Source organism: Embleya sp. NPDC005971, from assembly GCF_040629175.1.
Taxonomy (GTDB): Bacteria; Actinomycetota; Actinomycetes; order Streptomycetales; family Streptomycetaceae; genus Embleya.
In genome coordinates this window covers 1-20165 of sequence record NZ_JBEXUX010000079.1, presented here as the reverse complement: position 1 = coordinate 20165, position 20165 = coordinate 1, and the positions used below count along the sequence as shown (strand labels likewise).

The 20165-nt window shown below is 69.0% G+C and carries 6 protein-coding genes and 4 pseudogenes; 5 read left to right on the top strand and 5 right to left on the bottom strand.

Annotation, left to right across the window (positions count from 1 at the left end):
* Positions 1-2: 2 nt before the first annotated feature.
* Positions 3-790 (bottom strand): annotated as a pseudogene (locus tag ABZ374_RS41405) (aldehyde dehydrogenase family protein); the annotation flags it as partial.
* A gap of 303 nt (positions 791-1093) precedes the next feature.
* Here ABZ374_RS41405 and ABZ374_RS41400 point away from each other — a divergent pair.
* From ABZ374_RS41400 to ABZ374_RS41390, 3 genes are all read left to right on the top strand, one after another.
* Entirely contained in the window at positions 1094-2536 is a 1443-nt protein-coding gene (locus ABZ374_RS41400; RefSeq protein ID WP_360322367.1) for an erythromycin esterase family protein, read from the top strand.
* Positions 2537-3563: 1027 nt separating this feature from the next.
* A complete protein-coding gene (locus ABZ374_RS41395) occupies positions 3564-3992 on the top strand; it encodes a hypothetical protein (protein WP_360322365.1) in 429 nt (142 codons plus the stop codon).
* Positions 3993-4847: 855 nt separating this feature from the next.
* Positions 4848-5704 (top strand): IS5 family transposase gene (locus ABZ374_RS41390; RefSeq protein ID WP_360322421.1). Its coding sequence is split into 2 segments (ribosomal slippage): positions 4848-5199 and positions 5199-5704, totalling 858 coding nucleotides; the frame shifts between segments, so codons are not numbered across the junction.
* 220 nt (positions 5705-5924) lie between these two features.
* Here the strand turns inward: ABZ374_RS41390 and ABZ374_RS41385 are convergent.
* Positions 5925-6407, bottom strand: a complete 483-nt coding sequence (locus ABZ374_RS41385) for a barstar family protein (RefSeq protein WP_360322362.1) — start codon at positions 6405-6407, stop codon at positions 5925-5927.
* Between the two features lie 10 nt (positions 6408-6417).
* On the bottom strand, positions 6418-13398 hold the full coding sequence (locus tag ABZ374_RS41380) for a polymorphic toxin-type HINT domain-containing protein (protein WP_360322359.1): 6981 nt from the start codon (positions 13396-13398) through the stop codon (positions 6418-6420).
* Between the two features lie 547 nt (positions 13399-13945).
* On the opposite strand from ABZ374_RS41380, the gene ABZ374_RS41375 reads away from it, so the two are divergent.
* Positions 13946-18448, top strand: a complete 4503-nt coding sequence (locus ABZ374_RS41375; RefSeq protein WP_360322356.1) for an FG-GAP-like repeat-containing protein — start codon at positions 13946-13948, stop codon at positions 18446-18448.
* 149 nt (positions 18449-18597) lie between these two features.
* A pseudogene (locus ABZ374_RS41370) lies at positions 18598-19068 on the top strand (VOC family protein).
* 409 nt (positions 19069-19477) lie between these two features.
* Here the strand turns inward: ABZ374_RS41370 and ABZ374_RS41365 are convergent.
* Together ABZ374_RS41365 and ABZ374_RS41360 are read right to left on the bottom strand one after the other, a co-directional pair.
* A pseudogene (locus ABZ374_RS41365) lies at positions 19478-19880 on the bottom strand (cupin domain-containing protein).
* Between the two features lie 82 nt (positions 19881-19962).
* Positions 19963-20076 (bottom strand): annotated as a pseudogene (locus ABZ374_RS41360) (AraC family transcriptional regulator); the annotation flags it as partial.
* Positions 20077-20165: the final 89 nt, after the last annotated feature.

The following is a 20165-nucleotide window of genomic DNA, read 5'->3' as shown; positions in this document are numbered from 1 at the left end:
CCGACGGTCGCTCCTTTGGCGACGGCGTCGTCGATGTGCGCGGTGACGGTGGTCGGTTGGGACGCGGTGGTGAGGCTGCCGACGGCGATGCCGTAGTCGTACGAGGCGCCGATCCTCGGTTTCTCGGTGCGGGCGACGAACGCGGCGACGAACCGGTCGCGGACGGACTCGGCCACGTACAGGCGCTCGATGGAGACGCAGAGTTGGCCGGCCGAGGGGAAGCACCCGGCGACGGCGCCCTCGGCCGCCTTGTCGATGTCGGCGTGGTCGAGGACGATCATGGCGTTCTTGCCGCCGAGTTCGAGGGACGCGCCGATCAGGCGTGCGCCGGCGTCGCCGGCGATCCGGCGTCCGCTCGCGGTGGAGCCGGTGAACATCATGTAGTCGGCGTTGTCCATGAGCGCGCCGCCGATGGAGCCGGGGCTGCCGACGACCATCTGCCACACGTCGGTGAGCAGGCCGGCCTCGTGCATCAGGTCGAGCGCCCACAGCGCGGTGAGTGCGGTCTGGGTGTCGGGCTTCTGGACCACGGTGTTGCCGACCATCAGTGCCGGGATGGCGTCGCCGGCGGCCATGCTGAGCGGGTGGTTCCAGGGGGAGGTGACGGTGACGACGCCTTGGGATGGCGTAGTTCGGTGGTGTGGGTGAGCAGGGGGATCGCGCCGCGGCGGCGCTTGGGCTTGAGGAGCCTCGCGGCGTTGCGGGCGTAGTAGCGGGAGGTGACGGCGATGTCGGCCACCTCCAGGAACGCGTCGCGGCGGGTCTTGCCGCTTTCGGCCTGCATGAGATCGGCCCCGCGCAGGCGGGGATGGTGCCTACACCGGCGAACGGAGATGGTCCCAAGGCGATCGACGGCGTGATCGACTGGATCCGGTCGGCCCCGCGAACGCGGGGATGTTCCTGGATTGGATCGGGTGTCACTTTGAAATCACGTTGCGGGGAGCGCGGCGCCGGGTGGCCTGTCCTCGGTGGCCGTCGTCGCCTGCGGGTTTCCGGATGGTGTGGGTACTGGGGGTGTCGCATCGAGTGGTACTGGAGTCCTGGGCCTCGCGAACGAGGCGCCGAGCGTGGTTGGTTGCCTAGCGTCTGAGTCATGGGATCACACCTTTTGCGATCGCCCGAGAACACCGACATCCCGGTGGCCACTCGCCGTTGTGGGCCGAGGCCGGGGCGGCTGAGCCGAATCCTGCTTCCGGTCCTGCCGTTGCTGTGCCTGGCGGCAGCCGTCTCGGGGACGCCCGCTCAGGCCGCGCCAGCTTCTTCGGCGGTGTCCGCCGACTCCTCCTCGTCGCAGGAGGATCCCGCGCGCGCCTTGGCGCGTACCGCGCACCCGCTGGGCAGCACCGTCCCGGGCGGCTCCGACGCGGATCTGCGGGCGTTCGACAAGATGATCCGCGGCGCGGACGTGGTCGGCGTGGGCGAGGCGACGCACGGGTCGAGCGAGTTCTACACCGTCAAACACCGCCTCTTCCGGCACCTGGTGGAGCGCCAAGGCTTCCGGAGCCTCGCCCTGGAGATCCAGTGGAGCGCCGGGGTGCGCCTGGACGAGTGGGTCCGCCACGGCGGGGGCGACCTGGACACGATCATGGACGAGGAGTTCCAGGCCGGCGGCGGCCTGTGGAACACCACCGAGACCCGGGACCTGTTCCGGTGGATACGAGCCTGGAACCTGCGCCACCCCCAGAGCCCCGTCCGCGTCGCCGGGGACGGCCCCGAGTTCGTCGGGCCCGCCCTGTTCGACACCGTCACGTCCTACGTCGCCCGCACACGTCCCGACCTGCTGTCCGAAGTCCGACGGCTGTACCGCGAGTCCCGACCCACGGCCTCCATGGAGGAAACCTTCAACGCGCGCCTGGCCCTGCCCCTCGCCGACCGCACACGCATGCGCGAGGACACCCGGCGCGTTCTGTCCCTCTTGGAGTACCGTCCCGCGGGCATCCCCGCCAAGGAACACGACCTCATGCTCCAACACGCCCGAGCCATCGCCCAGAACGCCACCCTGTTCGGGTTCGACATCGCCAACGACGCCGCCGCCGCGTTGACATACCGCGACCAGGTCATGGCCGACAACACCGCCTGGTGGCAGCGGCACACCGGCACCAAGGTGTTCCTCTCCGCCCACAATTCCCACGTCGCCGGCGAGAGCGCGGTACCCGAGAGCCAGCCGAAGACGCAGGGGCAATTCCTGCGCGAACGGCTCGGAACACGCTACGTCAACGCCGGGTTCACCTTCGGCCGAGGATCCTTCAACGCCATCGACCCCACCGCTTCCGGCACGACCTGGCGCCGCGTCGACATCGGCCCCACCGGCGAGGGCAGCGGGGAGAACACCCTGGAGAAGGTGTCCGGACACGATTGGTACCTCGACACGCGCACCACGGCCCCCGGTACCGCCCGCAACTGGCTCACCGCCCCCCACCCCATCCGGAACATCGGCGCCTCCTGGCCCGTGGACGCGTACGAGAACACCCGGCTGCGCTCCACCTACGACATCGTGATCCATCTCCATGACATCAGCGCCTCGCACCGGCGCTGATCCACCGCCGGATGCCGGGACCCATCGTCCCGTTCACCCTGCGGCCCCGTGCCGACGCTCACGCCGAACAGCCCCGGGCCGGGAACCGTGCCCGTCCGCGACGCCGGTCCCCGCCCGGCCAGCCTGTCGAGGCCGCAGGCACAACGGGTGCGCATCCCGACAACTCCCGCTGTCGGCGCCGGCGCGTCGTCGTGATCGGCGGCACCGACGTCAACGACGGTGAGACGTGTTTCGCCGCCATGCCACGTCTGCGCCCGGTGGCCTCGACTCGAGGACACCGGGCCGGGCGGACGGATATCGAGGCCATGACCAGGCCGGCGACGAGTCGGCCCCGCGAACGCGGGGATGCTCCTTCGTGGATCCCCTGAACGGCCACGGCGACGTGGTCGGCCCCGCGGAGGCGGGGATAATCCGGCGAAAGGCCCGGAGTCAGGTGACGAGTTCCCGTCTCAAGCTCGCCGCTCGACCGGCCCCACCAGGGGACGCAGCGGGAACGGGAGATTATCGGGCCTGCGGGGTGCGGCGGTGACGGCCGGATGCTGCGGGCGGTGGTGGACGGTGAAGTGGTGGTGAGGCCCGGACACGATCGATGGCGTTCGGGCCACGCTGCACCCGACGAGGCCGTTGCTCGGGCGGTGGCGAGTGCAGCCGCAGACGAGGTTCGTGTTGTAAACGGCGTGGTTACCCCGGAGGAGCTCCACGCGGAGTATGCCGCCGCGGACGGTACACGGCGCCGTGCCATCGAGGCCGAGGCACGTCCTGCCCGACCGGGAGACCCGCGATGAGCCACCCACGTGCGGTACGGCCCGCAGGCGGGCCGGGAACGCGGCGCCCTGCCGCCGGGCGACAGGACGAACTCGACACGGGCGTGCAGGCCATGGCGGACGATCCCTGCGGACACGGGTCCGTGCAATCGTCTTCGCGTGCTTTCGCCGCGACGAGTATGGGAAGGCTGATGCGTATGGCGCCGGGGGACGACGAGGCCGAGGCGAGAGAACTCGTCCGGCGTGCACACGAAGTGGGCCGTGTGGCAGGGCGGGATCAGTGGCAGGCGTTCCTGCGGCAGATCAGCGGGGGGCGTTGGGGGCGAAGAGGCGGCTGGGCGGTCGTTCCACAGTTGGACACGCCGTGGCAGGACACGATCTCCGGCGAACGGGCCGGTTGGCGTCAACGTGCGGCGAACCTCCACGGCGAGTGGGTGTTCGCCGTCGACTATCTGATCTGCCGCCGCTGTGGCCTCGGCTGGGTGGAACAACCTCACACCCTCCCGGGATATCAGCGGTGCGGCCTGGCCTCGGCGGGCCTGGCCGTCCTGCGCGTCGAGCATCCGGATTTGGCGTGGCACACACTCGGCGGCCACCTCCGCGACTCGGAACCGTTCTGGAGCGCGGTCGGATCCACTGCCGCCGGAGGTTACCGACAACGAAAGCTGTGCCCACACACCGATCGGCTCTGACCACCCCGGTTCCGGCTCGGCGATACGGGGCCGAGCGGTTGTCCGCGATCGAGGAAATCCCCGCCCGCCAGAGCTTCCGCCGCGGTCAACGCCGCGACAACCACCATCCCCCGCCGACCATCACGCGCGTCTGTGCCACGAGTCACCCGCTGCCCGTGAGGCTGCCCACACACCACCGCGACCGCCGTCACTTCCCAGTGTCCAGTCGGCGGACTCGCGCGGCGCCACCTCGATACGCGGCTTCGATTCCCGGTCGGTCTCGCGCGGGCGGGGATTGCCCCGGGTTCGGTCGGTCGGCGTCGGTCGGCTGTCGGCCCCACGAACACAGGGATGATCCGGCGGAAGGCCCGGCGTCAGGTGTCGAGTTCCCGTCTCGGGCTCGCCGTTCGGCCGGCCCCACCCGGGGGTGTGCCACAGTCCACCCGGCCGCCGATCGCAGCGCAGCCGGACCGCGAGCCGTCGCGCAGGGGGTCTGCGCGAAGTGCCGCCAAGGAGACCGCCGGGTGAACTACCTTGGCGTCGAGGAAGATCCGCCTCGGGACCGCTGACAACGGGTAGCAAGATGCATACCCGCTGGTAGAACCCCAGGTCATCCAGTATCGGCCCCGCGAACGCGGGGAATGCTCAGGCGGACCGCAGTGGTGGGCGATCGAGTTCGACAACGGGTATTCGGACACCCGTTGTGCGATTGGTGGTTCGCGAAGGTTGCGCGGAATGAGTGCGGGGCGGTCCCGTTGCCGGGGCCGCCCCGCTGTGCTCGCCGTCTCGACCGTTCCTGTTCCGGCGTGTCTTCCTGCCGTGGTGTCTTGGGCGTGTCTTCAATCTCTGTCGTGTTGAGGGATGATGTCGGGTGTGATTCGACGTCACGAGTTGACCGATGCGGAGTGGAACGCATTGCGGCCGCATCTTCCGTCGGGTGCGGTGGGCCGCCGGAGGCCGGACGACCGTGCGGTCCTGAACGGGATCGTGTGGAAGATCCGCACCGGCGTCCCCTGGCGGGACGTGCCCGAGCGGTACGGCTCGTGGCAGACGTTGTACACGCGTTTCCGCAGGTGGGCGTTGGACGGCACGTTCACCGAGATGCTGGATGCGATCCGCGCCGACAAGGACGCGGCGGGCGACATCGACTGGCTCGTGGCGGTCGACTCCACCATCGTGCGTGCCCACCAACACGCCACCGGAGCGAAAAGGGGGACCATGTCGGGGACGAAACGGCGGATCACGCCCTCGGCCGATCCCGAGGAGGACTGACCACGAAGATCCATCCGGCCTGCGGCGGCGGCGGCCGCCCGCTCGGCTTCTTCCTCACCGGCGGCAACGTCAACGACTGCACCCGACTCGAAGCCCTCCTCGCCACCGTCCGCGTCGCACGCCGGGGCCCGGGCCGACCGCGAACCCGACCCGACCACGTCCTGGGCGACAAGGGCTACAGCTCCCGAAAGATCCGCTCGCACCTGCGACGGCGAGGCATCCCGCACACCATCCCCGAGCGCCGTGACCAGGTGAACAACCTTCTCCGCAAAGGAAAACGCGGCGGACGCCCACCCCTGTTCGACCCCGAGGCGTACAAACGCCGAAACGTCGTCGAGCGCTGCTTCAACCGCCTCAAACAGTTCCGCGGCATCGCCGCCCGCTACGACAAGACCACATCCTCGTTCACCGCCACCATCACCCTCGCATCGATCCTGCTCTGGCTCCGGCGCCCACTTTGAAGACACGCCCCAGCGGCAGCCCCGACTTCGCAGCGCGGTTCTCCGGAGGTGGTTGACAAGTACCGAAGATCCTTAACTCCCCGGCATTGACCTGCAACACCCCAGCCCACACCACCACCCACACACCAACCACCACCCCCGGAATCACACCCAGCCCACCCCCCCACACCACCCCACAACCAAGTCCCGAGTCGGGGCAACGGTACGCAACCATCGGCAGCTACCACTCACCCACGTACAGGTTCACGACGCGCCGCGGGACCACCGGCTTGAAAACGGAAATGAACTCCGCAGTGGTCTCCAACTCCATGACACACCGCATGAATTGCCGGAGATCGCGACGGTGCATCCCATCGAGCCCGCGCACGACGGTGACCACCGGTTCCTCGCCCGCCACGACGAAATCGGAATAGCAGTCGGTATAGGCGGGCCAATTCTCCCCGAAGTAGTCCGGGAAATCGTACGTCCGGGCCAACGCCTGCAGCAGGTCGAGTTCCGAACCCCCTTCGGGGACATCCACCTCCAACCGGATGAAGCCGGCCGCGATGAATCTCCCGACCATGGTCTGCGCCGTGGATTCGTCGACCAGGTACGGCCTGTCCTCCAGCGCAGCCAGGACATCCGTCCCATCGTCCCACCTGCGCAGCCTGCGCCGAGCACCGACGACCCACGGGTCCGTGGAATCCTTCGGCGCGTTCTCCAACCTTTGCCAACTACCAAGACTTCCGATCACAATTGCAGCTCTCCCTGATTTTGATCCACGACCCAGGCTTGTAGTGCGGTGTGTACCACACCTCACCTTGACGCCCGAAAACCAACCTCCCCTGACCGGTGCGCGTTGCCCCCGGAGCGGTGGGGAAGATGTCCGACTCGCGCCAATAGCCCTGAGGCTTGTCCTGGCCGCGTCCGGGTATGTTATGGCCTCGATACACCCCGGGGGCGTCCGGCGAGCCACCCTGTAGAACTCCGGCAGGCGGGCCTCCCGTCTCATCAAAGCTTTTCACAACACCCGAGATGTCGTCGTGCATCCAGTCGTCGATGCCGCCAAGATTTACTTCCGGACAGGGTCCTGAGTTGTGTACCAGGGCGGAGCTGGTTCCTGTGACGACGTAGTAGGTGTGGGTGTCGGCGACGGTGAGGTTGTGTACGCGTTGGATCTGTTGCCAGGAGTGTGTCGCCGCGATCCGGAGCGTGTTGCCTTCGGCGGTCGCAAGGTGGTCGCCGGGGGACAGTTGGTCGATCCGGGTCCATTGTGCGGTGTCCGCGGTCCAGAAGGGATGGTGGCCCGTGGCGGTGATGGGGGCGTTTTCCGCGCCCGATTCATCGTCGTCGATCCGGATTTGGGTGAGGTTTTTGAGGTTTTCGCTGGTGATCAGTGCGGTGACGGTTTTGGCTGTGGTCTCGCCGGTTTCGGGGTCGGTGGCGAGGACGGCGTCGCCGAGTTTGATTTCCTCGATCGGTTTTTGGGTGCCGTCGGCCATGAGGATCTTGGTGCCGGGGATGAAGCTCTGGCCGGGTACGCATGCCGGGGCCTTGGGTGCGTCCGGTTTGTTTTCCGGGATGTCGACGCGGGAGGCGTCCTTGGCTTTTTCGGCGTCCTTGAGGATTGTGCGGAGCCGGGAGAGGGTCTTGCCGAGGCCACCGAGGGCCGACAGGGCGGTGTCGCCGCAGTCCCAGGAGAAACTCGGGTCTTTGCGGCAGGCGTTGATGGCGGGTAGTGGGTTGACGGTGTCGTTGAGGAGGTTCCAGGTGCTTTTGGCCTTGTTTCCGATCCAGTCGCCGGTGGCGCTGGCGACCTTGCCCCAGTCCCACTCGACGTTGTCGAAGAGGCCGGTGGCGCGTGCGCCGAACTTGCCGCCGGCGCCGCCTGCGCCGCCGTTTCGGATTTTGGGTGGGGTGCGGTGTTGGGGCTTGCGCGGGTGGTCGACGAAGGTGGCTTTTTGGCTGCTGACGTTGACGAGTTTGGCGGCCTGTTGGGCGAGGCCGATGGCCCAGCGGACGATCAGGCTGAGTAGTGCGAGGAAGTCGAATTCGCCCGAGGGGTCGGCTGCGGTGACCGGGTTGTTGTGGCCGTAGACGTAGCCGTTCATCTGGAGTGGGTCGGCGAGGTCGAGGACCGGGTCGACGGAGATGAAGCGGCCGAGGGTCTTGTCGTATTCGCGGGCGCCGAGGTGGGTGAGGCCGGTGCTCGTGTCGTTGGTGCCGCCGACGAAGCCGCGGCTGCCGGGCCACATCGAGGGGGTGGTGCCGCGGTCCTCGCCGAAGGGCTTGAGTTTGCGGCGTTGGATCGGCATGCCGGGGGCCAGGCCGACGGTGGTGGTCGCGGTGCCGTGGTGGTCGGGCAGCAGGAGGTTGAGGGTCTTGCCGACGCCGGCGGTGCGGATGACGGTGGGGGCGCCGGCCTGGCCGTAGTAGCGGTCGGCGGTGAGGGATCCGTCGGGCTTGACGGTGACCTCGGTTTCGCCGAGGTAGAGCGTCGTGCCCTGGGCGGTGCGGCCGATGAGGCGGTTGCCGTCCGCGTCGTGGACGTATTGGCTCGGGCCGTGGGTGGGGTCCGTCACCGTCGCCAGCCGGTTGTCCGGGCCCCAGGTCAGGGTCTGGCTGTCGCCGCCCTCCTGCCGGGTGGTGGTGTTGCCGACCGCGTCGTACCCGTAGGTGTTGAGGGTGGAGCCGCCCGCGCTCGTCGAGGTGACCGAGGCGAGTCGGTGGCTGGGGCCGGTGGGTGTGGGGTGGTAGCCGTAGGCGCGGGTGACGTTCTTCGCGTCGTCGCCGGCGGTGTCGTGTTGGGTCTCGGTCAGCCGGTTGCCGGCGATGTCGAAGGTGAAGGACTGCCAGTACGGGTCGGGTCCGCCGATCTCGGTCTTGGCGGGCGCGGATGCGCAGGTCTCCTTCGTCTTCGACGTCCACGCCTCGGTCATCTGGCGCAGCGCGTCGTAGGTGAAGCATTGGGTGTCCCACCGGGTGGTGGGGCCCGAGCCGGTGCCGGCGGTGACGGCGGTGACGTTGCCGATCGGGTCGAAGCGGTAGCGGGTGTCGGTGACCCGGTTGTCGGGGCCGGTTTCCTTGTCGTCGACCGAGCGCACGACGCGGCCGGTGTTGGGGTCGTAGTAGTTGGTGGTCCAGATCCTGGTGGGTGCGGAGCTGGCCGCGGTGCGCAGGACTTCGCCGTAGGGGCTGTAGGTGGCGTCGCTGACGTACCAGTTGTGGCCGCTGGTGCTGATGGGCAGGCCGTCGGTGTTGTAGCGCACCACCAGTCGTTCGGGGGCCAGTTCGGCGGCGCCCGGCAGTGAGGTCTCGGCGATCGCGCCGGTGGGGGTGTAGGTGTAGCGGTATTCGTAGTTCCCGGCCAGCGCCCCCTCCTTGGCGGGGATCGTCACGACCTTGCCGGTGGGGCGGTTGTCGATGTCGTAGCCGGTGGTGCGGGTGGTGTACGCGTGGCCGTCGTCGTAGCGGGTCGCGGAGGTCGGCTGGCCCTTCTTGACGGTGTCGTACACCCACTCGGAGAGCTTGGGCCCGGTGACGTCGCCCCGGTGTACCGCGGTCTTGCGGGCCACGTCGTCGTAGACGGTGGTGAGGGTGACTCCTCGGGCGTCGGTGGAGGAGGTCTGCCGGCCGAGGTTGTCGTAGGCGTAGGTGGTGGTGCCCTTGTCGGGGTCGTCGCTGCGGGTCATCTGGCCGCGGGCGTCGTAGGTGTAGGCCCAGGTGTTGCCGCCGGGGTCGACCACGCTCTTGCGGTTGCCGCGCAGGTCGTAGGTGTACGCGGTCCGGGTGAACTGGGTGCGCTGGGCGTTGGTGAACTGGTCCAGGCGTACGGCGCGGCCGAGCATGTCGGTCCAGACCCGCTGGGCGGTGCCGCCCGGCGGGGGCACGGTTGTGGTGTTGTCGCCGCCGTACTCCGTGCTTTCGCTGAAGGTCGGCTGCGGCGGGGCGCCGGCGGCCGGCGGGTTCCAGGTGTCCTTGCGCAGCGGCCGGCCGAGACCGTCGTAGGCGGTGGTCTGCCACTTGGGGATCTCGGTGTCGCTCTGCGGTATGTACAGGGCGTCCGTCGGCGCGCCGCCGGCCAGGTAGGTGCCGTTCGCGCGGCGCGCCGAACCGGAGGTGTTGTACAGGGTGTCGGTGATCAACCGGCCGGCGTTCCCGCCCGCCTGCGACTGGGTCTGCCTGGGTCGGAGCAGGCCGTCGTACAGCGTCTTGGCGACGCTGTACGTGCCGTCGTCCTTGATCGTGCGTGTCGTGACGACGTTGGGCTTGTTCCCGGTGGTCTGGTACTCGTACTCGACGCCGGGGGACAGGCCGGCCGCGTGCCGGCCGGGTTGCCAGACCCGGATCAGGCGACCGAGCGCGTCGTACTCGGTGCGGTACACGTCCCCGGCGACGTCCTGGGCGGTCAGTGGCCGGCCGCGACCGATGTCGTTGGTGGTCACCAGGGTGTTGCCCAGCGGATCGACGGAGTCGACGCGCGCCGCGGCGCCGCCGGCGACCGGGGTGTAGGTGACCGCGGTCGTCTTGCCGTTGGTGTTGGTGGTGACCAGGACCCGGCCGGCGGCGTCGAAGGTGCTGTGCGAGGCGTGGTCGAAGTTGATGCCGTCGGCGCGTACCTGGTATCCGTCGCTGGGGTTTCCCTTGGTCGGGGGTTGTCCCACGGCCAGGTCGTCGTAGGCGGTCTTGACGTCGTTGACGACGCGGTCGGCGCCGGCGGTGTCCGCGTCCGCGCATGTACCGGAGGTGGTGCGGGTGCGGACGATCGCGCCGAGGATGTTCGCGGCGGTGTTGTGCGCGTACGTGTTGACGACGCACTGCTCGTCGCCTTGGACGGCGAGGTCGCCGTTGTCCTCGGAGCGTTCCGGCAGCCCGTAGGTGGGGTCGAAGGTGACGGTGGACGTGGCGGTTCGGGTTCGGCCGCCGGAGAGGTACTGGATGGTGGTCCTGCCGGCCTCGCCGACCTGGTATCCGTGCAGGGTCGGCAGTCCGGTGCGCACGTGGGTGGAGGTCACCCGGTGCCAGGGAGCGGTGAGTTCGCGTTCGGCGATCTGTTGTCCGTCGTCGGTGTAGGTGATCGTCTCGGCCGGCATGCCCTGGTACTGGAGCAGGTCGTCGGCGACGACGGCGCCGGTCGAGTCCTTGACCTGCACGACGCGGTTGCCGCCCGGGATCACGTCACCGTGCATGCCGCGGAAGAAGCGCGTCTCGGTCTTGCCGGCGACGGTGCCGTTCGCCGCGTCGGTGGTGCCGGTACGGGTGATCACCCTCGCGTAGCCGCGCCACTGGCTCCAGGTGAGCTGACTCGGTTTGCCGAACTCTGCGTCGTCCTTGGCCCAGGCGGCGCCGTCCGCGTATTCGTAGCGGGTGCTCTTGGTCGGTCCGCCGCCGACGAAGTCCTCTTCGTCGACCCGGGTGACGACGTACTTGTTGAACCACTCGGGGACCTTGGGGTCCGCCTCGTCCCCGGGTTGCCACATCACGGGGTAGCAGCGTGAGGTGTTGGTCGCCGGGGTCGGTTTGGGCGCGGCCGGGTCGCACGGCGCGGAGTAGTGCACCCGGATGCCGCCGCCGGTCTCGGTGTGGATCGCGGCCACGCGCAGTCGCTCGAACCCGGGGCGGTCGTCCGTGGGCGCGGAGACCCGGTTGGGCATCGGGTCGGTGTTGGCGTAGAAGGAGACCGGTGGCAGGGTCAGGGTGCCGCCGTCGGTGTTGCGCCCGGTCCGGGTGATCGACTCCAGCCACAGCGGCGGGTTGGTGTCGTAGCGGGTGTCCTGGAAGCCCTGCTTGAACTCCCACGAGTCGACCATGCGGTACTCGTTGACGCCCGGCGCGGTGGTCACCTGGGTGGAGATCATGGTCAGGCGTTTGCGCGACCAGAACGTGGGTGCGGCCACGTAGCACTTGCCGGTGGAGGCGCAGTACGTGTCGGCCGGGGTGTCCGGCCACTGCTTGGCGTCCTGGCCCTTCTTGGTGAACTTCTCCTCCGCGCAGTTGAACGTGGCGGTGACGATGCAGCGTTCGGCGGTGGTGAAGGTGACGCGCGCGGGGGCGACGCCGAACACGTCGTCCTTGCGCAGGCCGTAGTCGATGCGCGTCGGGTAGGCGGCGCGGTCGTAGGCGACGGGGGTGGCGAAGACGCCGTTCCTGGCGTAGTGGTTGGTCTCCTTCCGCCAGTACACCGCCATGGCGTTGCCGTGGGTGTCCTCGACGTAGTCGAGGTTCCAGCGCCAGCCCTGGACACACGAGGAGTTCGCGAACGCCGTCTGGTGGCAGGGCTCGTTCGGGTGGTTGCCGAACACCGGGACGGTCAGTACGGAGTCGGTGGTCGGCTTGCCCGTCGTCCAGCCCGGAAGCTTGTTCAGGCCGAAGTGGTAGCGGGTGCCGTCCGGGGTGGTGACGACCCAGTTCTCGCCGTTGTCGTCGCCGTTGCCTGCGGCGTCGAACTTCTGCTCGATCCTGGTTCCGTCGTCGGAGCCCGGTTTCCACTTGCCCGTGGCGTCGTCCTTGATCAGCGGCGTCGTCGAACCGCCCAGCGACATCACCGCGTTGTCGTTGCGCCAGCACAGGTCCCCGGTGTTCGTCGGGTTGTTGTTGCCGGCGGCGTCGTCGGCCTTGCAGCCCTGGTAGGCGCGTTCGATGAAACCGGGGTGGTAGTCCCAGCCCTCGCCGAGCCATGACGCCTGGTTGTTGCTGGTCGAGGTGCGGCCGTCGACGGACTGGGAGGAGTAGCCCAGCGACAGTTTGGGGCCGAGGTCGGAAGCCACCGGAGGAACGCCGAGGGGGTACTCCCAGGAGAAGTTCCCGGACGAGCCGCCCGCGGTCCAGGTGCCGGAGGGCTTGAGGTCGGTGGCCTTGTAGTCGCCCGCGTTGCCCTCGCCGCCGCCGGTCGCGGCGAGCACCATGGCGCCGCCTGCCATCGCCGCGCGGAGCGTGCCGCCCCGGGGGGCGGGCGGGGTGGCGGTGGGGTCGACGACGGTGCTGACCCGGTCGGCCTTGGCGTCGTTGGTGGATGCCAGGTCGACCGGTTCGGCGCAGCCGGCGAGGTCGGGGGTGGTCAGGAAGCATTCGGGGAATTGCACCAGGCGCAGTCGGGAGCCCCAGCCGGCGCCGTAGAGCTTCTCGAACGCGGCGTAGTCGACGGCCAGTTGCACCGCGGTGGCGTCGGGGCTGGGTTCGAGTTTCATCAGCACGCCGTCGATGCCGGCGGCCTCGGTGGCGGTGCGGTCGGAGACGGTGACGGTCCAACTACCGGTCGCGGTGGGCGAGTTCGTGGTGGCGGTGGTGCGCGCGGTGGCGTTGCCGCCCGCGGCGGCGGGGCCGATCAGGATGGGGAGCCCGGCGACCTGCTTCAGGCCGGTGTCCGTTGCGCCGTTCGCGCTCCGAGCGGCTGCCCCGCCGCCGATGACTATGACGCCCGTCCCGCCGTCCGGGGCGGTGGTGCGGTCGAGCTTGTATTCCTGTTCGGGCGCGGCCGGGGGCCGGTACTCCGCGGTGCTGTCGGCACCGGCGACCGGCTTGTCCGCCTGGAGTTCGGGGAGTTCGACGCCGCCGCGCGGGGCACGGGCGACCGCGGATGCCTGCGCCGTGATCAGCGTGGTCGTCATCACCGTGGCCACGCACAGAGCCACCAGACGCAGACCGCCGCCTATTTCCCGCGAATTCCTTTTGCGGTTTCGGGCATGGCGCTGCCCGGTCACGTCCACGAACAGCACGAAGACCCCCCACCCTGGCGGGCATTCCCCAGTGCCCGCACCACAAAAGACGAGCCAGATCCTGCCGGCGCGAACCCCTCGAAAGCCAGACCCGGAATGCGAGATGACTTAGATCACTTTACCTTCCGCATACTTTGTATTTAAAACCTCATGAATTACTTCAAGTCGGGACCCTCCCTCTCCAACAGGTCGGTCGGCGCATGACACGCCCTTACTCGTCCATTAGTCAATAAAAAGACCCTCCGGTGGGTTTTGAACATCACTTTTCGAGCGATTCATCCCCGGCCGCGGCACCCGGGCGACGGCCTGTACGCGTGTCGGGACAGGGCCTCGGTCGGGACCCGGCCGAGCATCGGACTGCGCACGGCCATCCTGCCGCTCGGCCGGGTTCGACTTTCCACGCGTGACGTGCGGCCCCTCGGGGGGCCATGCTGTGCTCGATATTTCCGTGCCCGCGTTTTCACGCGCGGGGATCTTTGATTCGATCTTCGGTAAGCGGTCGTCTATTCACGCAGTGACGGCCGGGGGGTTTCATAGGGTGGGGTGGATGGCCGTGAGACGGCTGCGGTTGGCATGGCCCGGAAAACGGGCTCGGGTGGGGGTGGCGACCGCCGTGGCTTTGGCGGTCGGAGCGGGCGGTATCGCCGTGCTCGTCGACGAGGACGGAAACGGGGGAAGAAAGCAGTCCGCGCCCGCGGCGGTCCCGCCGCCGGCGGAGTCGGCGATCACCATCGCCGAGACCCGTGCGCAGAAACAGGCCGCCACGACCGGGCGGCCCGTGTTGGTCACCGAGACGCTGACCGCGACCGGGACCACGCACGCCAACCCCGACGGAACCTTCACCCGCGACGAGGCGGTCAAGCCCGTACGAGTCAAGCGAGACGGGCAGTGGACACCCGTCGACACCACGCTCGTCCCCGCGGCCGACGGATCGCTGACGACCAGGGCCACCTCGGTGGGTCTGCGGTTCGCGGGAGCGCCCACGCGCCCGGCCGCCGACGATCGGGCCGGTCGTGACGAGGCCCGCCCGAGCACGGTGACCGCCGAGCCGACGCCCGCCACGGATACGCGCCTGCTCGAAATGAGCGTAGGCGCAAGCCGCTTCGCGATGCACTGGCCGGGCACGCTGCCGGCGCCCATCGTGCGCGACTCGCGCGTGCTCTACCCGGACGTACTCCCCGGCACCGACCTGGTGTTGACCGCCGGCGACAACGGCTTCTCGCAGGTCGTCGTCGTCAAGTCGCGGGAGGCGGCGGCCGATCCGCGGCTCGCCGGGCTCGGCCTGCGGTTGAGCTCCGCCGACCTGAGGTTCACCATCGACGACGCGAGTGTGGTGCGCGCGGTGGACGCGAGCGGCACCGAGGTCGCGGCGGCGCCGACCCCGTACATGTGGGACTCCGCCGGCCACCCGCGGACCGCCTCGACCGCCGGCCTGGACCTGCCCGGCTTGAACGGACCCGAACAGGGCTCGCACGACGCCCTGGTCGGCACCCGACTCGACGCCGACACCCTGCGCCTGACGCCCGATCGGAAGCTGATGGCCGCGCCGGAGACCACCTACCCGGTCTTCATCGACCCGTCCTTCAACGGCCACACCGAGGCGTGGACACTCGCCTACAAGACCTACGCCGGCAGTTCCTTCTGGAACGGCGCGAACTTCAACGGCGGTACCGACGACGCCCGTGCGGGTCACGAGTCACAGTCCAACGGCACCTCCCAGTCGTTCTTCCGGGTCGACTGGGACGAGAACGGGATGCGCAACGTCGCCGTGGAGAGCGCGACGTTCCGGGTGATGAACCATCACTCCTGGTCCTGCCAGAAGCGCGACGTCGAGCTTTGGCTCACCGGGTCGATCAGCTCCGCGACCACCTGGAACAACCGCCCGGGCGACGTGGTGATGCTCGACAAACGCAACGAGGCGCATGGCTACAACGCCTCCTGCCCGGGCGACTACATCGGCTTCAACGCCAAGAACGCCGCCGAGCGCGCCTCCGCCGCCGGCTGGGCCGACATCACCGTGGGCATCCGCGCGAGCGACCAGAACGACTCCTACGCGTGGAAGAAGTTCCGGGACGACCCGGTCCTTTCCGTGGTGTACAACCGGCCGCCGAACCAGCCGGTCAACCCGACGCTGAGCCCGGGCGGCCCGTGCACCACGAGTCCGCCGTTCGCCCGGATCGGCCTCACCGACGTGCAACTCAGCGCGCAGGGCAGCGATCCGGACGGCAACCTGGACCGGATCTGGCTCAACGTCTGGCGCACGGGCACCTCCGACTACCTGTTCGCCGACCACCTGTGGCCCGACTCGCGTGGGGTGATCACCTACGACATCCGGTCCTCGCGATTCGTCGACGGCGCCACCTACTCGTGGAACATGCAGGCCCGGGACACCTCCGGCGCGGTCTCGGACCTCAACGGCAAGGCCGGCGGTTCGATCCACTGCCAGTTCGTCGTCGACCAGAGCGCGCCCAGTGCCCCGGAGGTGTCCTCACCGCAGTTCCCCGCCGGCAAGGACGGCGAGTGGGCCGCCGGCGCCGACTTCGGCACGACCGGCGACTTCACCTTCAAGTCCGGCGACGGCAGCGACGTGGTCGAGTACGCGTACAGCCTGGACACCACGTCCTTCACCAACCGGGCCAAGCCCAACGCCCCGGGCGGCGTCGCGACGCTGAAGATCATCCCGCCGCACGCGGGACCCGCGGTGCTCTACGTCAAGGCCAAGGACGCGGTCGGCAACTACTCCACGCAGACCGCCTACACCTTCTTCGTCGAGCCACGCGACACCGTCGACGGCCCGATGGACTTCACCGGCGACCAAAAGCCCGACCTCGCGGTCGTCGACGCCACCGGAAACCTGCGGGTGTACCCGTCGTACTCGGGCGGCCGGATCAACGAGTCGCTCGACGCCGCCGGCGTGGCCGAGGGCAAGGTGCCCGCCGGATACTGGACCAACGCCCTGGTCACCTACAACGGCGACTACTGGGGCGGCGACGGTCTGCAGGACATCGTCGCCCGAATGCCCGACGGCAGACTGTGGATCTACCCGGGCAACGGCCGCGGCGGCGTGGACACGGCCGGCCGGATGGAACTGCGGCTCCCGGCCGGCGCCCCCGCGCCCTCCACGTTCACCCAGATCCTCTCACTCGGCGACGCCACCGGCGACGGACATCCCGACCTGATGGCCGTGGACACCGGCGGCACGCTGTACGCCCTGACCGGGTACACCGGCGCCACGATCGACAAGGTCGAGGCTCTGGGCGGCGGTTGGCAGGGCTACACGATCCACGGCGCGGGCGACATCACCGGTGACGGCGCGTTCGACCTGCTCGCCCGCACCAGGGCCGGCGACGGCAAGTTGTGGGTGTACAAGGGCGTCAAGGAAGGCAACGGCACCCGACTGAACTCGTTCGGCTCGGGTTCCTCCCGGTTCGAGTACGGCGCAAGCGGCTGGCAGCAGAGCCAGATCGCGCAGATCACCGCCATCCCCGACGTCACCGCGGACGGCATCCCCGATCTGTGGGTGCTCCGCGGCAACGGCGACCGCCTGTTCTACCCGGGCCTGCGCACCTCGCACGGCGGCGCCACGAGTGCCTCCGGGGAGACGTCCTGGGACCACTGCCAGGACTTCGCCTCGGGCGGCGGGACCCAGCGCGTCTGCGGCCCGATCCTGACCAAGTACCTCGACCTGGCCGGGCCGTACGGCTTCGCGGGCGCACCGGTCACCGGGGTCGACACGACTCCCGACGGACTCGGCCGCTACACCCACTTCGCCAACAACGCCTCGATCTACTGGAGTCCGTACACCGGCGCCTGGGCCGTCAACGGCGGCATCCGCACCCGATGGTCCGAACTGGGCTGGGAGCAGGGCCCGCTCGGCTACCCCAACTCCGACGAGTTCGACGTCGCGGGCGGTCGGCGCAGCTCCTTCCAGAACGGCTACATCCGCTGGAACGAGGCCACCCAGACCGCGACCGAACACGGACAAAACGACCAGACCAAGGCGCAGCGCACCGAACTCGCCGGCGACGTCAACGACGACGGCTTCGCGGACGTGGTGACCGTGTACGACTACGGGCACGAGACCACCGCGTTCTGGGTCTCCTCCGGCAACGCGAACGGCACGCCGGAAGCCCCGTATCCGGCCTGGACCAGCCATATCGGCTGGTTCGGATCGAACTTCGCCAAGTACGTGATCGGTGACTTCAACGGTGACGGCCGGGCCGACATCGGCGCGATGTACGGGTACCCGAACGGCAGCAACGCGTGGTTCACCTTCGCCGCCCGCGACAACGGAACGTTCGAGGAAGGTGTGCAAAGCGCCTACGTGGCCCCGGGCAACTGGGAGTGGTCGAAAGGCACTCCGCTGGCCGGCGACTTCAACGGCGACGGCGTGGACGACGTCGCGATGATCTACAACCACGGCGGTGGCGTGACCAGCGCGCACACCTACCTCGGCCATCCCAACGGCATCTTCGACCCGGCCTTCGAAAGCTGGCGGTCGCAGCCGGGCAACTGGTGGTCGGAGCGGGTCAAGTACGTCAGCGGCGACTTCGACGGCAACGGACGCGACGACATCGCGGGCTTCTACGGATACGGCAACGCGACCGGCGAAGCGGTCGCGTTGCACACCATCCTCTCCAGGCCCGACGGCGGCTTCCAAATCCCGTTCGATTCCTGGCAGGTACCGGCCGGCAACTGGAACTGGACCCGCGTGCAGCTCACGGCCGGCGACTACAACGGCGACGGCCGCACGGACGTGGCGACGATGTGCGACTACGGCGGCGGCGAGTCGGGGTTGTTCACCTTCATCGCCGGTACCAACGGCGGATTCGGCGCCAGTCTCAACAGTTGGAAGTCGCCCGTGGGCACCTGGTGGAGCGAGGACGCCCGACCGGTGTCGGGCGACGTCGACCACGACGGCCGGGCCGACATCGCAGCCGTGTACAACCTGCCCGACGGCTCCTCCCGATTCCGCACCTTCCGCAGCGGTCCGGACGGCCTGTTCAGCGGCTTCGTGGAAGGGTGGCAATCGACCCCGGGCACCTGGTAACAGGACGGAACCGGCATGCAAGGACGGCCGGCAACGGTTCACCGCGGCCGCCGGAACCATGCGTTCCGACGGCCGCGGTCGTCGCCCGCCGCGACGTTCCGTGCGACCGGTCCCGACGCGACCGTCCCTGCGACCCCTGGGGGGAGATCGTGATCGGGCGTCGTGAGGCGCTTCCCTTCGTGATCGCCAAGCTTGCAGTGTGGGGTGTTGGACCGTGTCGATGTCGTTGAGCTGTCCCGGTTCTACCAGTCGCTTCTCGGCGGCGTGGAGAACCGGCCGGATCCGCGGTGGTCCCTCGGCCGGGGCTGGGCGACATTGCACACCGACGATGGGTTCGTCCTGGCGTTCCAGAGTGTGGAAGACCACCGCCCGTCGCGGTGGCCGGACTCCGTTCACCCCCAGCAGTTCCACCTTGACCCGGGGGTCGAGGACCTGGAACAAGCTCGGGAGGACGTCCTCGAGCGGGGTGCCACGCTGCTCGACGAGGGTGACGGCAAGCGGGGTTGCGCATCTTTGCGGACCCGGCAGGACACCCCTTTCTGCCGTGTCCGGGACTGACAGGGGACAGCGAAGCGGTACGGCCACCGTTGATCATCGCGAGTCGTGTGGACCGACAATGAGACGGTGGCCCCAGATCACAGCATGGATCCCGCCCGATGGTGGGAGGCGTTCGAGATGGTCGTGGGCCGGATCGCGAGCCGGATCACCCGCTACGAACCCCGGCCGCGGGCCGCGCGGTCGGTGCTGGGCCCGCTGTCGGACGCCGTGTTCGTCCAGCCACGCGTTCGGGCGCGCGGCCTCCTGCGTGACGTCCGTGATGTTGGTGTGGGCCCAGCGGGGCAGCCCGGCCGAGCCGGTGCCGCGCTCGATCCAGGATTCATGGAACGTGCCCCAGCGCTCGGCGACGACCGTGCCCCAGCGCTTGGCGACGTTCTGGCGTTGGCTGCCGACCCTCGTACCGATGATCCAGGTATTCGACGCTGAACCGCGCGCGGGTGAGGCTGTCGCCGAGGCACGCGATGCGGGTCGTCACGGCGCTTCCTCCGGGCTGGGCGTGCCGCCGCGTTCGGTCGAGCGGGTGTCGGTCCGAGGACGGTGGTCGGTGCCGAGGGTCGCAGTGATGGCCGGGAGGGACGTCGGCCCCTTCATGTCGACCACGTGCCATACCCCGGCCGGGTTGATGGTGGCCTCGCCCGGCCCGAGCAGAGCGCGGTCGGGCACCCCGTCCACGTCGCGGGTGACCGTCACGGACCCGCTGAGGCAACGACCGGTTCGTCGCCTGCGGGGTGGCTCTCCCAATGGTCGCCGGGCCCGTCGCCGTCGAAGATCATCACCATCCGACCCTCGGCGCCATCTGCCGCGACCGCGGCGCTGTAGGCCTGGAGCACCTCCGGGTCCCAATGGCATTGCGTTCGTGGTTGACGAGTCTCATGCCGACGATCGTCCATGACAGCGATCGGGCGGTCTTGAAGAAAAGGGAAGAGAAGCCGACGCGACGGGCAGACGGTTGGCGGCTACCCGGCTCCGAGGAGGACTTCGCTGCGACGCCAGGCCGTCGGCGATCGGCCCGTGAACTCGCGCCAGTCCCGCACGAGATGGGCCTGGTCGGCGTAGCCAGAGACTGATGATCTGTGGGGGTGTGTCGGTCGGGTTTCGGCATGGTTGTGTCAGTCGGGTGTGGGGGTGTCGGGGCTGGTGGGGGTGGTTCATCCCGGCG